The following is a 17,475-nucleotide window of genomic DNA, read 5'->3' on the forward strand; positions in this document are numbered from 1 at the left end:
TTCTCCTTATCTATACCCACGGTTCAGTCTCTGCCCTTATCATCATGTACTCGATCAATGTCTTTCTCACCTTTTCTCTGTCCCAGTTTGGAATGGTCCGTTTCTTTATAAAAAACAAAGGGGTTGATCGGGGCTGGAAGAAACATATAGCTATTCATATTATAGGTCTCATCCTTTGCTTAACTATCCTTATAATAACCATCTATGAGAAATTCGGAGAAGGCGGATGGGTTACGCTCTTTGTTACATCACTGGTAATAGGCTTATGTTACATAATTCGTAACCACTACAAGAGAGTGCAGGTGGCTATGCGCAAACTCGGAGATATATTGACGGATATACCACCTTCCGGCCCGTTCAATAATGACCCAGTAAACCCGAAAGACATGACAGCCATTCTGCTTGTAAGCGGATTCAGCGGGTTTGGCCTCCATACGCTGCTTTCTATAGTCCGGAATTTTCCCAACGTATACAAAAACTATATCTTTGTCTCTGTTGCAGAGGTTGATTCCGGCACATTTAAAGGCATCGCCGAGATAGAAGCCTTAAAGAAGTCAGTTGAACAAGATCTGATTAAATATGTTAAAACAACCCGTCAACATGGATTTCCTGCTGACTACGCTACTGATTTAGGAGCTGACGTAATAGAAACCGTAACTGATCTCGTTGAAGCTACAGTTAATAAATTTCCGAGGTCGACGGTTTTTACCGGAAAACTCGTATTCCAACATGAGCATCCATTTCAAAAGCTGCTGCACAATGAAACTGCGCATGCTATTCAGAGGCGTCTGCAATGGGATGGGATCACTACCGTCATACTGCCGATTCGGGTAACCATTTAACATAACTTCTTTCGGAATGATAAATAATGGCGGGTTTTTACGAGAGGTATATCGGGTATGGTGATACGGGCGGACATGCAGAGAACTAACTATCAAGGTGACCCCGTATCCACATACCATGCCATATATAATCTGATCAATCCAAGTTGATCAGCGATCAAGCATTAACGGTCAGGGGCATCGTGTCACGGTCATCTGCATTCCAATCCGGAAAGGGTTCTCTATTGATTCTCCTTATATCCTTGCCAATCTCAAGTTTTATTGCGTTGCCATCCACCAGAGAGCTGCATCCGAATATTTCTATAAGCATAGTCTCCATGGCATTTCCGGCCAGGTAAAATTCTGTTTCGATCCCTTTTATCCGGCTGATTGAATGGATTTTGGCTACCCTCTTATCGGGAGAGGTGCAACCGAATATTTCTATAAGCACTTCTTCCATTGTTTTGTTGTTTATATCAGATTCCAGATTCCATTTCATAGCCATGGCACCCTCCTTATATTCTGACTTCATTATCATACATTACTCAATAAGCAAGGATTGTGCCAAATACCAATTAACTGTATGATCAATACGTTATGGATATAGAGACTATATATCTATCATATTTAACAGATGTTAACTGACACATATCTCAGTACTGATAATATCTGTTAAATATGATAGAATATTATTTACATAGTTATATGAAATCCTGTAAAATGCTAAATATGACAAGGTTCTTCTGGTAAAAGTTCTATGAAGATAGATGAAAACCTGTTTTTCAGAGAAACTACATTACGTATATGCGGGAGCCTCGAGATTGAAAAGGCACTCTGGCATTGTTTCCTTTACGTCCGTAACATCATACCCACTGACGAACTTATTCTGACCGAATATAACCACAGCACGGGAACATTAGATGTAGTTGCAACCGCGTATGAGGATGGCGGCATTTCAAGTACGGATAAAATCCCCATGCCCCCGCATCTTCAGAGACAACTGGAAGACCCCTTCAAATTCCCGCGGGTAAGGACATCGGACGATGTATACAAGGATGAAATACTTGCAATCGTTGCCGGAAAGTACCGTTGGACTGACTCCTCCATTATCGTTGGACGGCTTATTGTTGAAAATAAATTTGTCGGGTCTTTAATTGGCAGGGCAACCGGGAAAGGACGATACACGGAAGATGATGCAAAACTATGGTCACTTATAAATGAGCCTGCGGCAGTTGCCCTTGCCAATAGTCGTCGCTATATGGAATTGATGAAGCTTAAAGAGATGCTTGCAGACGACAGTAAATATTTTCAGAACGAATTACGACGTGGTTTCAGCGAAGAGATCATAGGCGCTGAATTCGGCCTGAAAGGGGTAATGGAACAAATCTTGAAAGTGGCGCCTCAGTCGAGTCCCGTATTACTTTATGGTGAGACAGGCACCGGTAAGGAACTTATTGCCAATGCAATTCACAATTATTCAACTATAAACAATGGACCTCTTATAAAGGTCAACTGCGGGGCCATACCCGAATCTCTTATCGACAGCGAGCTTTTCGGTCATGAAAAAGGCGCCTTCACCGGCGCCCTATCCCAACAAAGAGGCAGATTTGAACGTGCCGATGGAGGCACCATCTTTCTCGATGAAGTCAGCGAACTGCCTTTTCATGCCCAGGTTCGCCTGCTCAGAGTCCTTCAGGAGAAAGAAATAGAGCGCGTTGGCGGAACCCATTCCATAAAAGTCGAAATACGGATTATCTCTGCTACCAATAAGGACCTCAAGACACTTGTAAAAGAAAACCTTTTCAGGGACGATCTGTACTACCGCTTATGTGTGTTTCCCATATATATCCCGCCCCTCAGGGAACGCAAGGTTGATATCCCGGGCCTTATTGATTATTTCATGCGAAAAAAGGCAATTGAAATCGGCTTGCATTTTAAACCGGCCCTTTTGCCCGGCACCATGGAACTACTTGTTGATTATGACTGGCCGGGCAACGTAAGGGAGTTGAGCAATGTCCTCGAGCGCGCGATTATTATTCACGGCGGGAGACCACTGAGCTTCGAAGACATTGTCGGCATACAGATACACAGCAATGAGCAGTCGGAATACATGGGGTACAGCCAGGAAAACAATGATCTGTCACTCAACAACATTGAAACACAGCATATCAGAATGGCTTTGAAAATGGCCGGGGGAAGGGTGGAGGGACAAAAAGGGGCAGCCGCCATCCTGGGGATAAATCCCGGTACCTTGCGGCACAGGATGAGGAAGTTGAGTATCCCATTCGGCAGGGCAGCAAAAACATAGTCCGGAAAACCTCATCGCAATCAATGAAGAAAAACGGGATATCGTATGATCCCGATAAATAATGGGGGTGAATTATGGATATGGAATTTCATTATTACATTACTTGCATCATCGCACGCAGGGCTGGTTTCAAGCCGGAAGATGCCCGGATAATCGCATACTCATCACAGTACACCGATGACAATGATACAATATATAAAATTCACAAAGGCCACCCGGATGAATATTTAAACTATATCAGCCAAACAATGGATATCTTTAATCCGCAGAAAGAATATATGAGGATCTACCCGGTTTTTCATTTCATGCCGGGAACATTAACAGAGATTACCGGCAATACTGCCCATCGACGCGACGGCAAGCTTCATATAATGAATACCATACCCGATAATCTTAACAGCAAACAACTGCTTCAAGCTGCCCTTTATTCTCGTAACCCTTACAGCATAGGTATAGCCACACATATGTATGCAGACACCTTTGCTCATCAGAATTTTGTCGGATTTAATGAAGGCTTCAATGAAATGAAAGGCATTATTGAAAACCTTATTCCCAATATCGGACACGCCGATGCCAAACATAAACCGGATGTGCCGGGCTTAATTTGGGAAGATGAACGCCTTGTTCCAAGTCACTCGGAAATAGACAACAAGAAACGTTTCCTTGACGCAGCTCGATGCATCTATGAAAAATACACCAATTTTCTCAACACTCCTGATGATAGCAGCTATTTAATAGCCCAGATAGATGAAGCAATCGGCACATATGACAACAGCAAGGAAGATCGTATTAATCAATATAAGGCCTTGATCGGCAACGATTTTATTGAATACGATAAAAAACAATGGTTTAAAGAGGCAATTGATTTTGTGAATGATGAAATCCTGTATTCAGGTGGTGAATATAATGTTCCTACAAGTGAAACAGGGTGGGTCTGGAAGGGAAATTACAAAGAAACAGACTGGTACAGATTTCAGGAAGCCGTAAAAACTTACCAATGGTTGGCAATGGATACAGTGATCGGCCCGATTTTCGCTAAAATGGAATTTAAGGGAATATAAATAGACCATCCAGTTGCAAGCAGCGGGTTGTTCTTACGGGCATAATGAGGTAACAGATTATGAAAAAGTTGCTCAGGTTGTTTTTATATTTATTGTGTTTCTCTATGCTGTTTGCCGGCTGTGCGGGACATTCAAACGAGGTCAGCAAAATAGCCGCTGATATTTACTCCGGAAGCAACATAAAGGAACCGCTTCCTTCTCATGCCTTTAAATCCGACGGCTGCTCATGTTTCCCTGACGGCAACTGGGTGGAATGTTGTATCAAGCACGATCTGGCATACTGGGCAGGCGGCACCCGTGAGGAAAGATTGAATGCCGATGGAGAGTTGAAAAAGTGCGTATCGGAGAAAGGCCATCCAATAACAGCTTTTTTTATGTACTACGGTGTCAGGGCAGGCGGCGTATGGTGGCTGCCGACTCCTTTCCGGTGGGGTTTCGGCTGGGATTACCCGCAGTCAGGACCTCCGAACAAGCCATACTGAGATCAATGGGCTTCAACTTAAATTCCCGTCTCTCATTTATACTGTATATCCCCAAGCCTCGGATGCATCCTGTATTGAAACCCGAACTCGACAGGAACATCCCCCGATAATTTCTTGACAATTTCTTCGATATTTTTCTTGTCGTCTATGTTGTGCACGACACCACCTGCAACCAACCCGTATTCCACAAGACCTTCTTCTTTAAATCCTACCTCAAGTGTTGATACGGACAGGTCAGAGTTTATTGCGATTTCCGCCCTTATTTTTGCTGCAAGGGCCTTTAACTGTAGCACTTTGCCTGTCTTTTCCGTATATACTTTATCTCTTTTTTCAAGCTCTTCTTTTACAATATTGATAATTTCATCATATGTTTTAGTGCTTGTATCAAAAACAAAATCGTATTGTTCAGGGTCATCCCAGGCACTTCCATAAATCAGATAGACAGCGCCTGCCATCTCTTTATCAGCCTTTTCTATGAGAAATCGGGCGTCTTCACTGTTATTGATTTCCTGCCATCGCATTACATTTTCAATCCTCTTTTTAATTGGCGCTGTCGTCCGTATCCTCAAAGCATGTGGCATCCCGTTCAAAAGGAAATTGCCGCCTCTTCCCATAATCACAACCCTGTCATGCAAAGCATAATTAAGAATGTGACTTTGATTTAAAGCCACAAAACCCCTGTAAGACCATTCATATCTCTCGATAACAGTCGGTTGATTTTCGTCAAGATATTTTGTCAGCTCCTCCCAACTGGCGCCCACCTTCTTCATATCCTCAAGAATCAGTTTTCTGTCAACATATCCATAATCCAAGAGCCCGGCTATGCTTTTGCCGATCTCTTTGCCACCGCTTCCGTATTCCCTTGCTATCGTCAGTATGGCCATAGCCCCTCCTTGTAAATGTCTTTTTTGGAAGAATCTATTTCTGAAATGGGATCACCCAGACCAGCATTGCCGGGATATAACAAAAAATCAGCGATATAATAACATAGGGCACTGTAATGCCCAGAAATTCTTTTAAACCGACCTTTCTCTGGTCTTCTTTCTCACCCATGCTTTTGGCTACAAATAATGCAGGGGCACCTGCAACAGTCAGGTTACTGCCCAACGTACCGGCCCATAATAACATCCAGTACAACGGCCAGGGGTTCATCCCCGTATCTTTTGCGAGGTCTCTGATGACATAGAGCATGGTAAGGATATAGGCATCATGCTCCACAATACCCACGATTGGGGCCGTTACCCAGTAGAGAGCTGTTGCGCCCCCTATCAGGCTTTTCTGGATCAATGGAGTAATTGCATTGGATACGAGTTTTATCACCCCGGCATGTTCCAGACCGCCAACCAAAGCAAAAAGAGAAACGTAAAAGAATATGGCCCTCCAGTCCAACTCTGAAAATACCTGTTCAACATTGGGAATTTCCAGGGTAAAACGGTCCTTAAAAACTTCAAATATAAGCATGATTGCCATAGCGCCCCACATGGCAATAAACCCGAGGGTATAACCGAATATTGGTCTTAAGGCCATAGCAACGATTGTGAGCACAAAGATGCTGCAAGTGATTATGGCAAAGGGTTTATCCTTTATATGGTCAAGGGGTTTTTCCTCAGACATGGATGCAACATCCATGCGTATATCCTTGTACTTTTTTGAAAATATCCAGTAAAAAGATCCGCATGTAATAATGTATGAGATACAGAGGATAAAAAATGATGAGGGCCGCCCCAGATACCACAGGAAACCGCTGAATTCTATGCCTGAAACACTGTGGAGCATCTGTGGAGGCAAATCACCCAACAGCATTGCCGTACCCATGAAGTTTGCGCATAAACCGACGAACATGACAGGCGCAAAAGCAGGAAAATTGAATCGTCGACATGCATGAAACACAACAGGCGCGAACATGAGGACAACTACTACATTGTCGATCAGCATTGATACAAATCCGGCAAGCATACCAAGGACTGTTACAAAAATTGCCACGTTTCCCTTGGACATCTTTAAGATAATAGCAGCCAGAAAGTCCGGCACACCGGATTTACCGAAATAGCCCGATATAATCCATATGCTCAGGAGTATGGCTATGACATTCCAGTCAACAATCTTAAAGGCATCAATATCGCTGTAAATGCCGACAAAGATCATCAGAATGATCCCTGAGAGCGCAGCGATGACGCTGTCAATCCAACCGGTGATTACAAGGATGATACTGGCGAGGAAGATAACGCTTGCTGCAATTTGTATAAAATCCATGTCTCATTACCCCCTGTTAATTGTGATACAAAAAAGGCGGGAAATAAACCCGCCTTTATTTGTATCAAATATTTTAATTAATGTATACAATTTTTTTTAAATCAAATTACTCCCATGGCTTTCAGTACGGACAGCATAACCGCTGCTGCCATAACAGAACCGACCTGGCCGCCTGCATTGGCGCCCATGGCATGCATAAGAAGATAATTCTTTCTGTTGTACTTCTGACCTTCTTTCTGGACTACACGGGCAGACATGGGGAATGCCGAGATGCCGGCTGCGCCGATCAAGGGGTTAACCTTTCCGCCTGTCACGTAATAGAGTATCTTTCCGAAGAGTACGCCGCCAACCGTATCAAGGCATATAGCCAAAAGACCCAGTGCAAGAATAATTAAGGTTGTAGGTTTAACAAATAACGGTCCGTTCATTGTAGCACCGATTGATAATCCGAGAAATAAGGTAACGATGTTGGCTATCTCATTTTCAGATGCTTTGGTAAGTCTGGCAACTGCGCCTGACTCCTTCATGAAATTGCCGAGCATAATCGTTGCAAGAAGCGGTAATCCCATTGGTGCAATAAGACCACCAACTATTGTGATGACAATCGGGAAAAGCAGCGCTGTGGTATCCGACACTGTCTTCTTGTGTGTCTTCATGATAGTCACACGTTCTTTCTTTGTGGTAAGCATCCTCATAATCGGCGGCTGAAGCACCGGTACTAATGACATATATGAATATGCCGCAACCGTGCAGGGACCAAGCAGCTCCTTTGCATATTTGGATGCAACAAAGATAACTGTCGGCCCGTCGCAGGCGCCTATAATACCGATAGTAACAGCTTCGTTATAGGGAAAACCCATCCAAAGGGCAAGAAGAAGTACCAGAAATATACCGAGCTGCCCTGCTGCCCCGAGAAGAAAAGTATAGGGGCTTTCCAGTACAGGCCTGAAATCTGTCATAGCCCCGATACCGACAAAGATGAGTAAGGGGAACAATTCCGTTATAACGCCCATATCATAGAGGGTCCTGAGAAAGCCTTCTTTTTCCATAAGATCTGCAAGGGGAATATTCACGATAATACAACCGAAACCAATGGGAACAAGAAGCAACGGCTCAAAATCCTTTTTAATTCCCAGATAAAGGAGGATTCCACCTATTATCATCATCACCACATTTGACCAGTGCAGGGCTGAAAAACCTGCTATAAGTCCTGATAAACCACCTAATATTGCTTCAGTCATCTAATTTTCCTCCTTTCCTATTCTTCATCTTTTCTGTACGGAAATATCTTTTTCAAAGCACTCATTATAAAACTGAATAAAATGAGTGTAGCAATTGTTCCGCCCATGCCTACTACAAGCAAGGTTAAACCGAATGTCCATTTATCCATCATAAGCCTGCCTCCTCGGGGTTTGATATTTTGTCTTGTTATTCATAAATAATTAACTAATATATTGTCAAGAGAATTATTTCACAAATCGCCACATGTCTATAATCTTTATCTTTTGTCGGTCTGCAGTTTAACACTGCATCCGTTCCCTGACAATCAGGGTATTCCTGATTTTATGATTCGAAAAACCTGATTTTCCTGGTTCTAAAACTCGCAGACCATGGGCCTCATCGTTACGTACATAGCGCACAGACAGGCAACGCCTTCCCATTGCATCACTATGTGCAGAGGCCGGGTAGGAAAAACTCAGGAAACTCCGGGCCCCTCCCCTCTTGTTTTTTTGTTTAATCTATAATAAGATTTCAAACGGGCAATTATGGAGAAGCTTTTCCCCAAGGGTAAAATACAAAAACTGATGTTCTGGTGTTTGCTGCTGGCTACCCTATTCAGCTTTTTTCTCTCTATTTTTCTTATCTATAATCATATTTCCTATAAAAACACCATTGCAAAAAAAGTTAAAAACCAGGTGGTTCACCATACCATGGAGGGCGCAAGAGCAATAGACAATATTCTTAAAAAACGTATGTCTATTGCTCAAAATATTGCTGATGATTTAACAGCCAACAAACTCAGCATGAAAGAGATTTTAAAGAAAATCAGGGATATTGTTGATGAGAACCTGCACATTCACGGTATTGCCATTGCTTATAGGCCTTATGCATACAATCCAAAGGTCAGGCTCCATGCGTCTTACTATGCGAGAAAATACGGGAAACCGCAATTAATTCAGGTAGAATCAGTCTATGACTATACTAAATCGGAACACGAGTGGTATACCCTTCCAATGGAAAAAGGGGCCATGTGGGTCGGGCCTTATTCCGGACAGGCAGGCGGTGTCCTGATGACCACATATTCTGTCCCCTTTTACAAGGTTGACTCTGCAACAAAGGAAAAAATCGCTCTTGGCGTGGTAGCCCTTGATATTTCCCTGGATTGGGTGAAAAATATAGTGGACTCCCTTGATTTTGGCCATAGCGGTTACGGCGCGGTCATATCAAAAAAAGGTGTGTATCTTTATCACCCCAACAGGGAGTATGTTCAAAAATCAAAAACAATCTTTGACGTGGCAGGGGAATCGAAAGATACGGGGAGGGAAATAGCAGGCATAAAATCATTGAGAGGCGAAAAAGGGGTTGTAGAACATACCGGTGTTACCACGGGACTCCCTTCGTGGCTTATTTTTGAGCCAATACCTTCCGCTGGATGGTCATTACATCTCACATTTATCAAAGATGATATTCCGGTAAACCTTGATATTCTCAGGCGACAACTTATGGTGATTGTCCTTGTCTTAACAATTTTTGGTCTGTCGTTCTCATCGCTTGTTTTCCGCGCTTATGAAGGTGACAACGGGAATCTCTGGAGGATTTGCACCATTGTTTTCATTGTGCTTCTATCAGGGATAGGTATTCTCTGGCACATTGCATTGTCATTTGATACAGACTTGAAAAGTAGAGGTGTAAAGATTATCGGAAAGGCCGGTCTGGATAGTTTTATGCATTCATATAGCAAGGAATTTATTCAAAGAGGTGCCGGCGAACCGAAATATGTACCAACCGGAATCTTTATACGGTCGGCTGAGTTCTCCGGGGCAAATAAGATATTAATGAGCGGATATATCTGGCAGAAATATAACAACAAGACCCACAAAGATATTTCCCGGGGGTTTATCCTTCCCGATGCCATAGGTGATATAAAAATCAGCGAAGCCTATTCCTTTATGCAAAAAGACATGAGGGTAATTGGCTGGTATTTTCAGGCTACGCTGTATGGACGTCTTGATTATTCCAGATACCCTGTTGATTACGAAAGACTTGGGATACAGATTCGTCATCAGGATCTCGGTAAAAATGTGATTCTTATTCCTGACCTCGAGGCATATAAATTTATCAATCCGAGTACCTTGCCGGGCCTGGGGAAAGATTTTGTTATTCCTGACTGGGAAGTAAAAAATACCTTTTTCGAATTTATAATGAAAAATTATGACACAAATTTCGGGATTCAAGATTACTCAGGCCAGGATAATTTTCCTGAACTATATTTTAACATAATGATAAAAAGGAATCTGGTTGATGCATTCATTCGAAATATGACCCCCCTTATCATTGTGGCGTTGCTCTTGTTTGCCGTTATGTTTATTATGGCTGAAGAGAAAATGTCAAAAAAGTTTGCCATGGACATTGGGGAAAATCTGGTTTTTATAGGGTCAATGTGTTTTGTTATTATTTTTTCACATATCAACACCAGGGGTAGAATCCCTACACAGGAAATATTCTATCTTGAGTATTTTTATTTCGTTATCTACATTGCCCTTTTATGGGTTCCGATAAGCGCCATCCTGTTTGTAGGCGGAAACAAGTCATCTTTTATTCAATATAAGGGGAATCTTTTTTCAAAGTTACTATACTGGCCGGTAATACTGGGGGCGTTATTTACAATTACCATGATCACTTTCTATTAACGTCTTCAATACTTGCTGTTGCTATAACAAAAAAAAGTGTGCGACTGAAACAGACTATTTACAAGACAATACCAAACACTAAACAAGGGGGGTCAAGATGGCAACAAAGAAAACAGTTGAAAGTCCGGAATTTTTGTATTTGCCTCTGGAAAATATTATCGTGGAAGAACAGATTCGGTCAGGCATAGATACAGAAAGCGAGTCTTTTAAATCCCTCATGGAGTCGATTAAAGATCGGGGTGTTCTTGAACCTGTGCTTGTGACGCCTAAAGACGGCAAATACCTGCTGCTCTGCGGAGAACGCCGATATCTGGCTGTACAAAAGCTTGATCTGGAATCCATTCCGGCGCGTGTTGTTAATACAATGACCCAGAAAGATGAGATACTTGCTTATCAGTTGACTGAAAACCTCCAGCGGGAAGACCTGAATCCTATTGATCAGGCAAAGGGGATATTGGCGTATATCCAAGCAAAACTTCCCGATAAAAATTATGATGTGGATGGGGTGATGAACGATTTGGTCAGCGTAATGAGATCGTCCGACTACATTGCAGAGGGGTTCTCAGCAAATGTTGCTGAGATATTAGAAATCACCGGAAAATCAATAAAGACGGTGTATAACGGGCTATCACTTTTAAAACTTCCTCCTGAGATTCAGGCCGAAATCAGGTCGGGAAACCTCCCTGTTTCCCAGGGGTACCTATTCGCTGCCAACCTTGAATGTCCCGATCGTATGAAGATATTTACCGATATTTTGAAAACGCCGGTTACTTATATTATTCTGGAAAGAATGCTCACCGCATACAAAAAAGTTAAACCTGACCCTGCCGATACAAAGCCCATAACCGTGAAAAAACAGGTTAAGGGTATTTTATCCATAAAAACAGTCTTTGAGAAGGGTCTTGCAACCTATATACGGGAAGACGTTGAAAAACTCCTCTATGAACTACAGGTTTTCTGTGATTATGTCCAACAACATGCGCCTATGATCCCATACGGAAAGAAAAGACCGCCACAGGTGTGAGAAGGGCAGTGAATAGTGAATAGTAGAAAAGATAGGCGGACTTGTGAAGCTGGTAAAGCCATGAAGCGAGATGAAGGCAGTGAAATAGGTAAAAAGGCAGAAAATGTGATGAAGGAAGTTAGAAGTTAATAGTAAATATGTTTTTAACTATTCACTAACGACTATTCACTGGAGTTATCTAAGGTTTTTCGAAGGGGAAAATCAGGATTGCCCTGATTGACAGGAAAGAGACCTGTGGGTTATAAAATAGCACGATTATTATTTTGACCTTTAAAATCAAATAAGTATATCGTATAATGTTTAATTAAGAGGTGAATATCATGGATTTCGGAAGTTTTGGTTATTTTAATTTTACGTGGGAATTTATCAGTGGTTTTTTAATGATTATACTTATCGACCTTGTCCTGGCAGGAGACAATGCGGTTGTTATTGCAATGGCTGTCCGTAATCTGGCGCCCAAACAAAGGGTTAGAGGCATTATGTTAGGCGCAGGCGGAGCGATTATATTAAGGATTTTACTGACAATCGTAGTTGCCCAGCTTCTCGGTATAAAGGGACTGAAGTTCTGTGGCGGCGCCCTTATTATGTGGATAGCGTTGAAACTTTTTATAGAGGGAGCGCCGGAAGAGGGCGTCAAAAAGGAGCCGAAGACCATATGGCAGGCCATGATAACCGTCATAATTGCCGATATTGTCATGAGTCTCGATAACATGCTTGCCGTAGCAGGCGCGTCCCACGGCAATAATTTTCTGATTATCTTCGGATTGGTGTTAAGTATCCCCTTTATAGTATTTACGAGCAACCTTCTTGCCATGTTGATGGATAAATATCCCATTATTGTGTATCTTGGGGCCATGGTACTTGGAAAGGTTTCAGGAGAGATGATAATCACAGATCCCTTTGTACAGTCATTCCTCCACACAGGCAAGACCACCCAGTATATTGTAGAGGTTGTAGGCGCAATTGCTGTGGTTGTGGTAGGCAAACTCTGGATGAAGTGGAAGATAAGTAAGCAAAACAAAGAGGGGAACGAAACCCAAACTAACTGAAAAAAGGAGGTTTTATCATGGCAACCTTAACCATATCAAGGCAGCACGGAAGCAGCGGCAGACAGATAGGACAGGAAATAGCCCACGAAATCGGGTATGAATACATCGACAGAGAACAAATTCTCACAGATATCAGGGAAAAAGGTCAGGAATGGGAAAAATGGGAAAAGGAATTTGAAGAACATCACCCCACAATATGGGAAAGATATGACTGGTCTTTTAGAGGGTTTGTGGCGCTGCAACAGAGCCTTATATTTGATTACGCATTGAAGGATAATGTGGTAATCATGGGCAGAGGCGCAAATTTTCTCCTTAAGGACATTTCTTATGTTCTAAAAGTCCGTTTTGAAGCACCTCTTGATAAGCGAATCGAGATGGTCCAGAATCGTGAGAATACAGACAGGGCAACAGCTCAGTGGATGATAAAGAAACTTGACAAAGAGAGCAAAGGCTTTATCGGCACGGTATACGGCGCAGATTGGAATGTCCACACCTACTACGATATTATCTTCAATACAGCCGTTCAGTCTACAGATATGATCATGGCCTCTCTAAAGACTACTCTTGCAGAAAAAGATCAGCTCAAAACTGAGGACGCAAAAAATATACTCAGGATGAAGGCTGCTGCATTTCGTGTAAAAGCCGGCATTTTGACAAATTCAAAATTCTTTGTCCCGACCCTTAATATATTCCCGAGCAATGACACGATTGTCCTTAAGGGGGTAGTCCATAATCCTAAAGAGTATAAGAATCTTGAGGATGAAGCAAGGCGTCTTGCCGGCAACATACCGGTAAAATGTGAACTGAATTACCGTTGAAAACCTGTAATAATAGAGTATGGGATAAGCATAACGGCCAGACTAACTCTGGCCGTTATGCTATGAGACTCAGCCGGAGGTCATAACTTATAGCGAGGTAAGCCCTTCCCTTATTGCATATTTTGTCAATTCGGCGATACTATGCATGTTTAACTTCTCCATAACCTGCTGCCGATGGGTTTCGATAGTCTTAACACTGATATTTAAATGAGCTGCTATCTGCCTGGTCGTTTTGCCTTCTGCAAGAAGCTGAAGCACTTCCCGTTCCCTTGCGGTTAACGGTGTAAAGGCTGTAGCCTCATTTGCCGGTATATTATGAATATATTCCTTTATCACCACATCCGTTATCTTCGGGCTCAGATAGGGCTGGCCGGACATAACGGTCATGATGTCCAGTTCAAGCTCTTCAAAGGCGCTGTCCTTCAAAAGATATCCTGATGCGCCGGCTTTTAACATCTGTAGTACAAACCTCCTGTCCGAATGCATTGAAAGGGCAATTACCCTGATACCTTTTGTCTCTGAAATAATCTGGCCGGTTGCATTAATCCCGTTCATATCCGGCATGCCGATATCCATAATCACGATATCCGGCAAAAGTTTTTTGGCAAGACGCACCGCTGTTAATCCATCCTGTGCTTCTGCAACAACCTCCATGTTCGGATTCTTTTCGAGCAGGGCGTGTAATCCTTCCCTTATAATTTTATGGTCATCTGCCAGAAGAATTTTTATACCCATGGCAATCTCTCCTTTTACCTATTCGCTAACTCTTCAACGGTGCATTAAGGACAATCCTTGTCCCTCGCCCCTTTTGCGACCTTATTTCCACCTGGCCTCCAAGATGATGTAAACGCTCCCGGATACTGAAAAGTCCGAACCCCTTATTTTCATCAAAATAAAAATTCATCTTTGCTGCATTAAACCCGACACCGTCATCCACAACATGAATGGATATATTGTTTTCAATTTTTCGTACAGTCACTTTTACCTTCCATGCCCGGGCATGTTTTGCCACATTTACCAGAAGCTCGCGTACTGCCATAAAAAGAAAAATACGGATTTCATCGTTAACAGGCTTTAAATAGTTATCATTTTCGAATTCATAATCAAGGCCATGCTGTTCATGAATCTGCTCAGTCAGCCATTCAAGCGCCGCCTCAAGACCAAGATCGTAAAGAATGGGCGGGCTCAGTTCAAAGGTCAATGAACGGGTATAACGGATTGCCTGTTCTATGTATTCCCTGATTTCCTCTAATTTGTCACCGGGTGCATTCGTTTTTGCATATTCCATCAAGGCGCCCAGCTTGATCTTGGAAACGGCAAGTACCTGGCCGATATGGTCATGAAGCATGGTGGCTATGCGCCGTCTCTCCTTCTCCTCTGCCAGCGAGAGATCTGAGGCCAGAGACCTGAGCTGTTTCTGGTAAGATTGTATCTTTTCTTCTGCCTTTTTCTGCTCGGTTATATCTTCTACGGTTCCTTCATAGTAAAGAATTGTGCCATCTGTTCCACGGACAACCTTGGCGTTTTCACGAACAAAAATTAAAGGACTGCCGCGCCTGACCCATTTAGTCTCAAACCCTCTCACCTTTTCTTCTTTTTCAAGGCGCTTCTTGAGTCTCTTTTTCAGATACGTAGGTTCGTAATCCCCTCTTTTCAATTGACTCGATGCCATCTCATTAATGGAGTTATATCCGAGCATCCTTAACAGGGTAGGATTGGCCATAAATATCCTTCCATCGGGATTCGTCCGGTAAATGCCTATAGGGGAATTTTCAAAAAGATTTCTGTAACGCTCCGCGCCTTTGTGAAGCATGTCTACAATACTTTTACGCCTGTTAAGTTCAAGGGTGAGACGTTCGTTTGCATCCATCAATTCTGCCGTACGTTCCTTTACCCGTTGCTCAAGCTCATCTTTTGCCATCTGGATTGTCTCTTCGACCTGTTTATGCTTTGTAATATCGTTGTTTATCTCCACTATTCCGACGGGGTTGCCCTTGTTGTCCCTCCTTAAAGCCCACCTGCTCTCTACAATGATTCGCCCTCCGTCCCGCTTTGTATGGATAAGCTCGCCGTCCCATCGTCCATTGCCGAATACATCCGCCTTGATCTCTTCAAACGGTTTAGAAAATTCAGTACGCAGGAGCTTATGTATGTTTTTGCCTATAGCTTCTTCCTTTGTCCATCCGTAACGCTCTATCGCCCCGTTGTTCCAGAATGTAATCTCTCCATCAAGATTGCCGACAATGATTGCATCCTCTGCAATTTCAAGAAGTTCTGCCTGGTCTCTCAATTTATCAGATTGTCGCTGCAATTCTTTTTCAGTATTTTCCCGCGAGGATTGCTTCATTAAAGACCGGCATTGTTTCTCGCTTTCCTTTAGAACTTTTTGAATATGCTTTAACTTTGGTTGTAAATGCTCAAGCCGGGCAACTTTATTCCGTAGCATAACAAGTTCTTTTTCCATACTGTTGCAGCTTTCTTTTTTATCCATTTGCTTCTCCATTCTACAACCCGTGATAATTTATAATATATCCGGTCTTATTGTCTATTAATTAAGAAAATAACTTTTTTTAAGAATATTCTGTCATTGACAAAAACCGGAGGCAAGGTATAATATTGGTCAAACATTTAAAAATAAAATGAGTAAATGACTATCAGAAACGGTCATCAACTCTTCGACGGGTCAGAGATGAAAAGGAAAATAACAAGAAAAATAAAAATCGGTAATATTCCTATTGGCGGCGGTAGTCCGATTATTGTTCAATCAATGCTCAAAACTCATCCCGAAAATCCTCAGGAAACATTAAATCAGGCAATGGCCCTTAAAAAAGCGGGGTGCGAGCTGATAAGGATAGCATTACCCCAGGAAGATACCTGTAATATTATCCCCTTTCTAAAAAATGGAATTGATACGCCCATTATAGGAGATGTTCACTTTAATCATAAAATTGCCATAAAGGCCATGGAACTCGGAATTGACGCGATACGGATAAATCCCGGAACTATCAATAATGTCCGAAAAGTAAAGGAGGTTGTTCTTGTTGCCAAAGAGACAAAAACTCCAATACGTATCGGCTTGAATACCGGCTCGATTGAGAAAAGAATACTTAAAAAATACTCCCGGCCATGCGCGGACGCAATGGTTGAAAGCGCGCTTTACTATGTAAAATTCTTCGAAGATCTCGGCTGGAGGGAGTTGAAGGTTTCTCTGAAGGCTTCAGATATATACCAGACAGTTGACGCATATAAAAAATTTTCAGAACAGTGCGATTATCCCCTTCACGTTGGCATCACAGAAGCCGGTCCGATATTTTCGGGCGCGATAAAATCTGCTATAGGCATCGGTATACTGCTTTATGAGGGTATCGGGGACACCATCAGGGTATCTCTGACAGGCAACCCGGTTTATGAAGTTACCGCTGCTTACCATATTCTCAGGGACCTCGGCCTTAGAAAAAGAGGCATCAACATCATATCGTGTCCTACCTGCGGAAGATGTAAAACCAATATATTCGATATTGTTGCAGATTTTGAAAAAGAAGTCGATCACTTCGAGACAAACCTGAATGTTGCCATAATGGGCTGTGAAGTTAACGGCCCCGGAGAAGCAAAAGAAGCTGATATCGGCATAGCATTCGGCGCCAACAAAGCTGTTCTATTTTCAAAAGGGGCTATTATTAAAACAGGCATACCTAAAGAAATTGCAAAGGGCATCCTCATGGAAGCAATCTATAATATGACAACTTGA

General features: G+C 42.5%; 16 protein-coding genes. 9 read left to right on the forward strand and 7 right to left on the reverse strand.

The annotated features are described in order from the left end of the window. Positions 1–842 (forward strand): KUP/HAK/KT family potassium transporter (locus NT178_14940; protein MCX5813823.1); only part of this gene is annotated, 842 nt, incomplete at its 5' end. 157 nt (positions 843–999) lie between these two features. Here the strand turns inward: NT178_14940 and NT178_14945 are convergent. Beyond that, positions 1,000–1,326, reverse strand: a complete 327-nt coding sequence (locus tag NT178_14945) for a hypothetical protein (protein ID MCX5813824.1) — start codon at positions 1,324–1,326, stop codon at positions 1,000–1,002. Between the two features lie 252 nt (positions 1,327–1,578). On the opposite strand from NT178_14945, the gene NT178_14950 reads away from it, so the two are divergent. From NT178_14950 to NT178_14960, 3 genes are all read left to right on the forward strand, one after another. Then, the gene (locus NT178_14950) at positions 1,579–3,129 is read left to right on the forward strand and encodes a sigma 54-interacting transcriptional regulator (protein MCX5813825.1); all 1,551 of its coding nucleotides are present in this window, start codon (positions 1,579–1,581) and stop codon (positions 3,127–3,129) included. A gap of 74 nt (positions 3,130–3,203) precedes the next feature. Continuing rightward, positions 3,204–4,190 carry a hypothetical protein gene (locus tag NT178_14955; protein ID MCX5813826.1) on the forward strand — a complete coding sequence of 329 codons (987 nt, stop codon included), beginning with the start codon at positions 3,204–3,206 and terminating at the stop codon, positions 4,188–4,190. Positions 4,191–4,249: 59 nt separating this feature from the next. After that, a complete protein-coding gene (locus NT178_14960) occupies positions 4,250–4,672 on the forward strand; it encodes a hypothetical protein (protein ID MCX5813827.1) in 423 nt (140 codons plus the stop codon). Between the two features lie 32 nt (positions 4,673–4,704). On the opposite strand, the gene NT178_14965 is transcribed toward NT178_14960, so the two are convergent. The 4 genes from NT178_14965 to NT178_14980 all read right to left on the reverse strand — a co-directional run bounded on the left by NT178_14965 (position 4,705) and on the right by NT178_14980 (position 8,318). Further along, complete coding sequence (locus NT178_14965) at positions 4,705–5,556, reverse strand: cytidylate kinase-like family protein (GenBank protein ID MCX5813828.1); 852 nt, start codon at positions 5,554–5,556, stop codon at positions 4,705–4,707. Between the two features lie 34 nt (positions 5,557–5,590). Then, a complete protein-coding gene (locus NT178_14970) occupies positions 5,591–6,925 on the reverse strand; it encodes an SLC13 family permease (GenBank protein ID MCX5813829.1) in 1,335 nt (444 codons plus the stop codon). Between the two features lie 101 nt (positions 6,926–7,026). Further along, on the reverse strand, positions 7,027–8,166 hold the full coding sequence (locus NT178_14975) for a sodium ion-translocating decarboxylase subunit beta (protein MCX5813830.1): 1,140 nt from the start codon (positions 8,164–8,166) through the stop codon (positions 7,027–7,029). A 17-nt stretch (positions 8,167–8,183) separates the two neighbouring features. Further along, entirely contained in the window at positions 8,184–8,318 is a 135-nt protein-coding gene (locus NT178_14980; protein ID MCX5813831.1) for an OadG family protein, read from the reverse strand. A 373-nt stretch (positions 8,319–8,691) separates the two neighbouring features. Here NT178_14980 and NT178_14985 point away from each other — a divergent pair, with 373 nt between their 5' ends. From NT178_14985 to NT178_15000, 4 genes are all read left to right on the forward strand, one after another. Beyond that, on the forward strand, positions 8,692–10,836 hold the full coding sequence (locus tag NT178_14985; protein ID MCX5813832.1) for a cache domain-containing protein: 2,145 nt from the start codon (positions 8,692–8,694) through the stop codon (positions 10,834–10,836). 97 nt (positions 10,837–10,933) lie between these two features. Continuing rightward, positions 10,934–11,860 (forward strand): ParB/RepB/Spo0J family partition protein, encoded by a 927-nt coding sequence (locus tag NT178_14990; GenBank protein ID MCX5813833.1) that lies wholly within the window; start codon positions 10,934–10,936, stop codon positions 11,858–11,860. Positions 11,861–12,180: 320 nt separating this feature from the next. Beyond that, on the forward strand, positions 12,181–12,909 hold the full coding sequence (locus tag NT178_14995; protein MCX5813834.1) for a TerC family protein: 729 nt from the start codon (positions 12,181–12,183) through the stop codon (positions 12,907–12,909). A gap of 17 nt (positions 12,910–12,926) precedes the next feature. Continuing rightward, positions 12,927–13,727 (forward strand): cytidylate kinase-like family protein, encoded by an 801-nt coding sequence (locus tag NT178_15000; GenBank protein ID MCX5813835.1) that lies wholly within the window; start codon positions 12,927–12,929, stop codon positions 13,725–13,727. An 87-nt stretch (positions 13,728–13,814) separates the two neighbouring features. On the opposite strand, the gene NT178_15005 is transcribed toward NT178_15000, so the two are convergent. Beyond that, the gene (locus NT178_15005) at positions 13,815–14,462 is read right to left on the reverse strand and encodes a response regulator transcription factor (protein MCX5813836.1); all 648 of its coding nucleotides are present in this window, start codon (positions 14,460–14,462) and stop codon (positions 13,815–13,817) included. Positions 14,463–14,487: 25 nt separating this feature from the next. After that, complete coding sequence (locus tag NT178_15010) at positions 14,488–16,218, reverse strand: PAS domain S-box protein (GenBank protein MCX5813837.1); 1,731 nt, start codon at positions 16,216–16,218, stop codon at positions 14,488–14,490. A 156-nt stretch (positions 16,219–16,374) separates the two neighbouring features. Between NT178_15010 and ispG the strand changes: the two genes are divergently transcribed. Beyond that, on the forward strand, positions 16,375–17,475 hold the full coding sequence (gene ispG, locus NT178_15015; GenBank protein ID MCX5813838.1) for a flavodoxin-dependent (E)-4-hydroxy-3-methylbut-2-enyl-diphosphate synthase: 1,101 nt from the start codon (positions 16,375–16,377) through the stop codon (positions 17,473–17,475).

The sequence above is a fragment of the Pseudomonadota bacterium genome (assembly GCA_026388255.1).
Taxonomy (GTDB): Bacteria; Desulfobacterota; Syntrophorhabdia; order Syntrophorhabdales; family Syntrophorhabdaceae; genus JAPLKB01.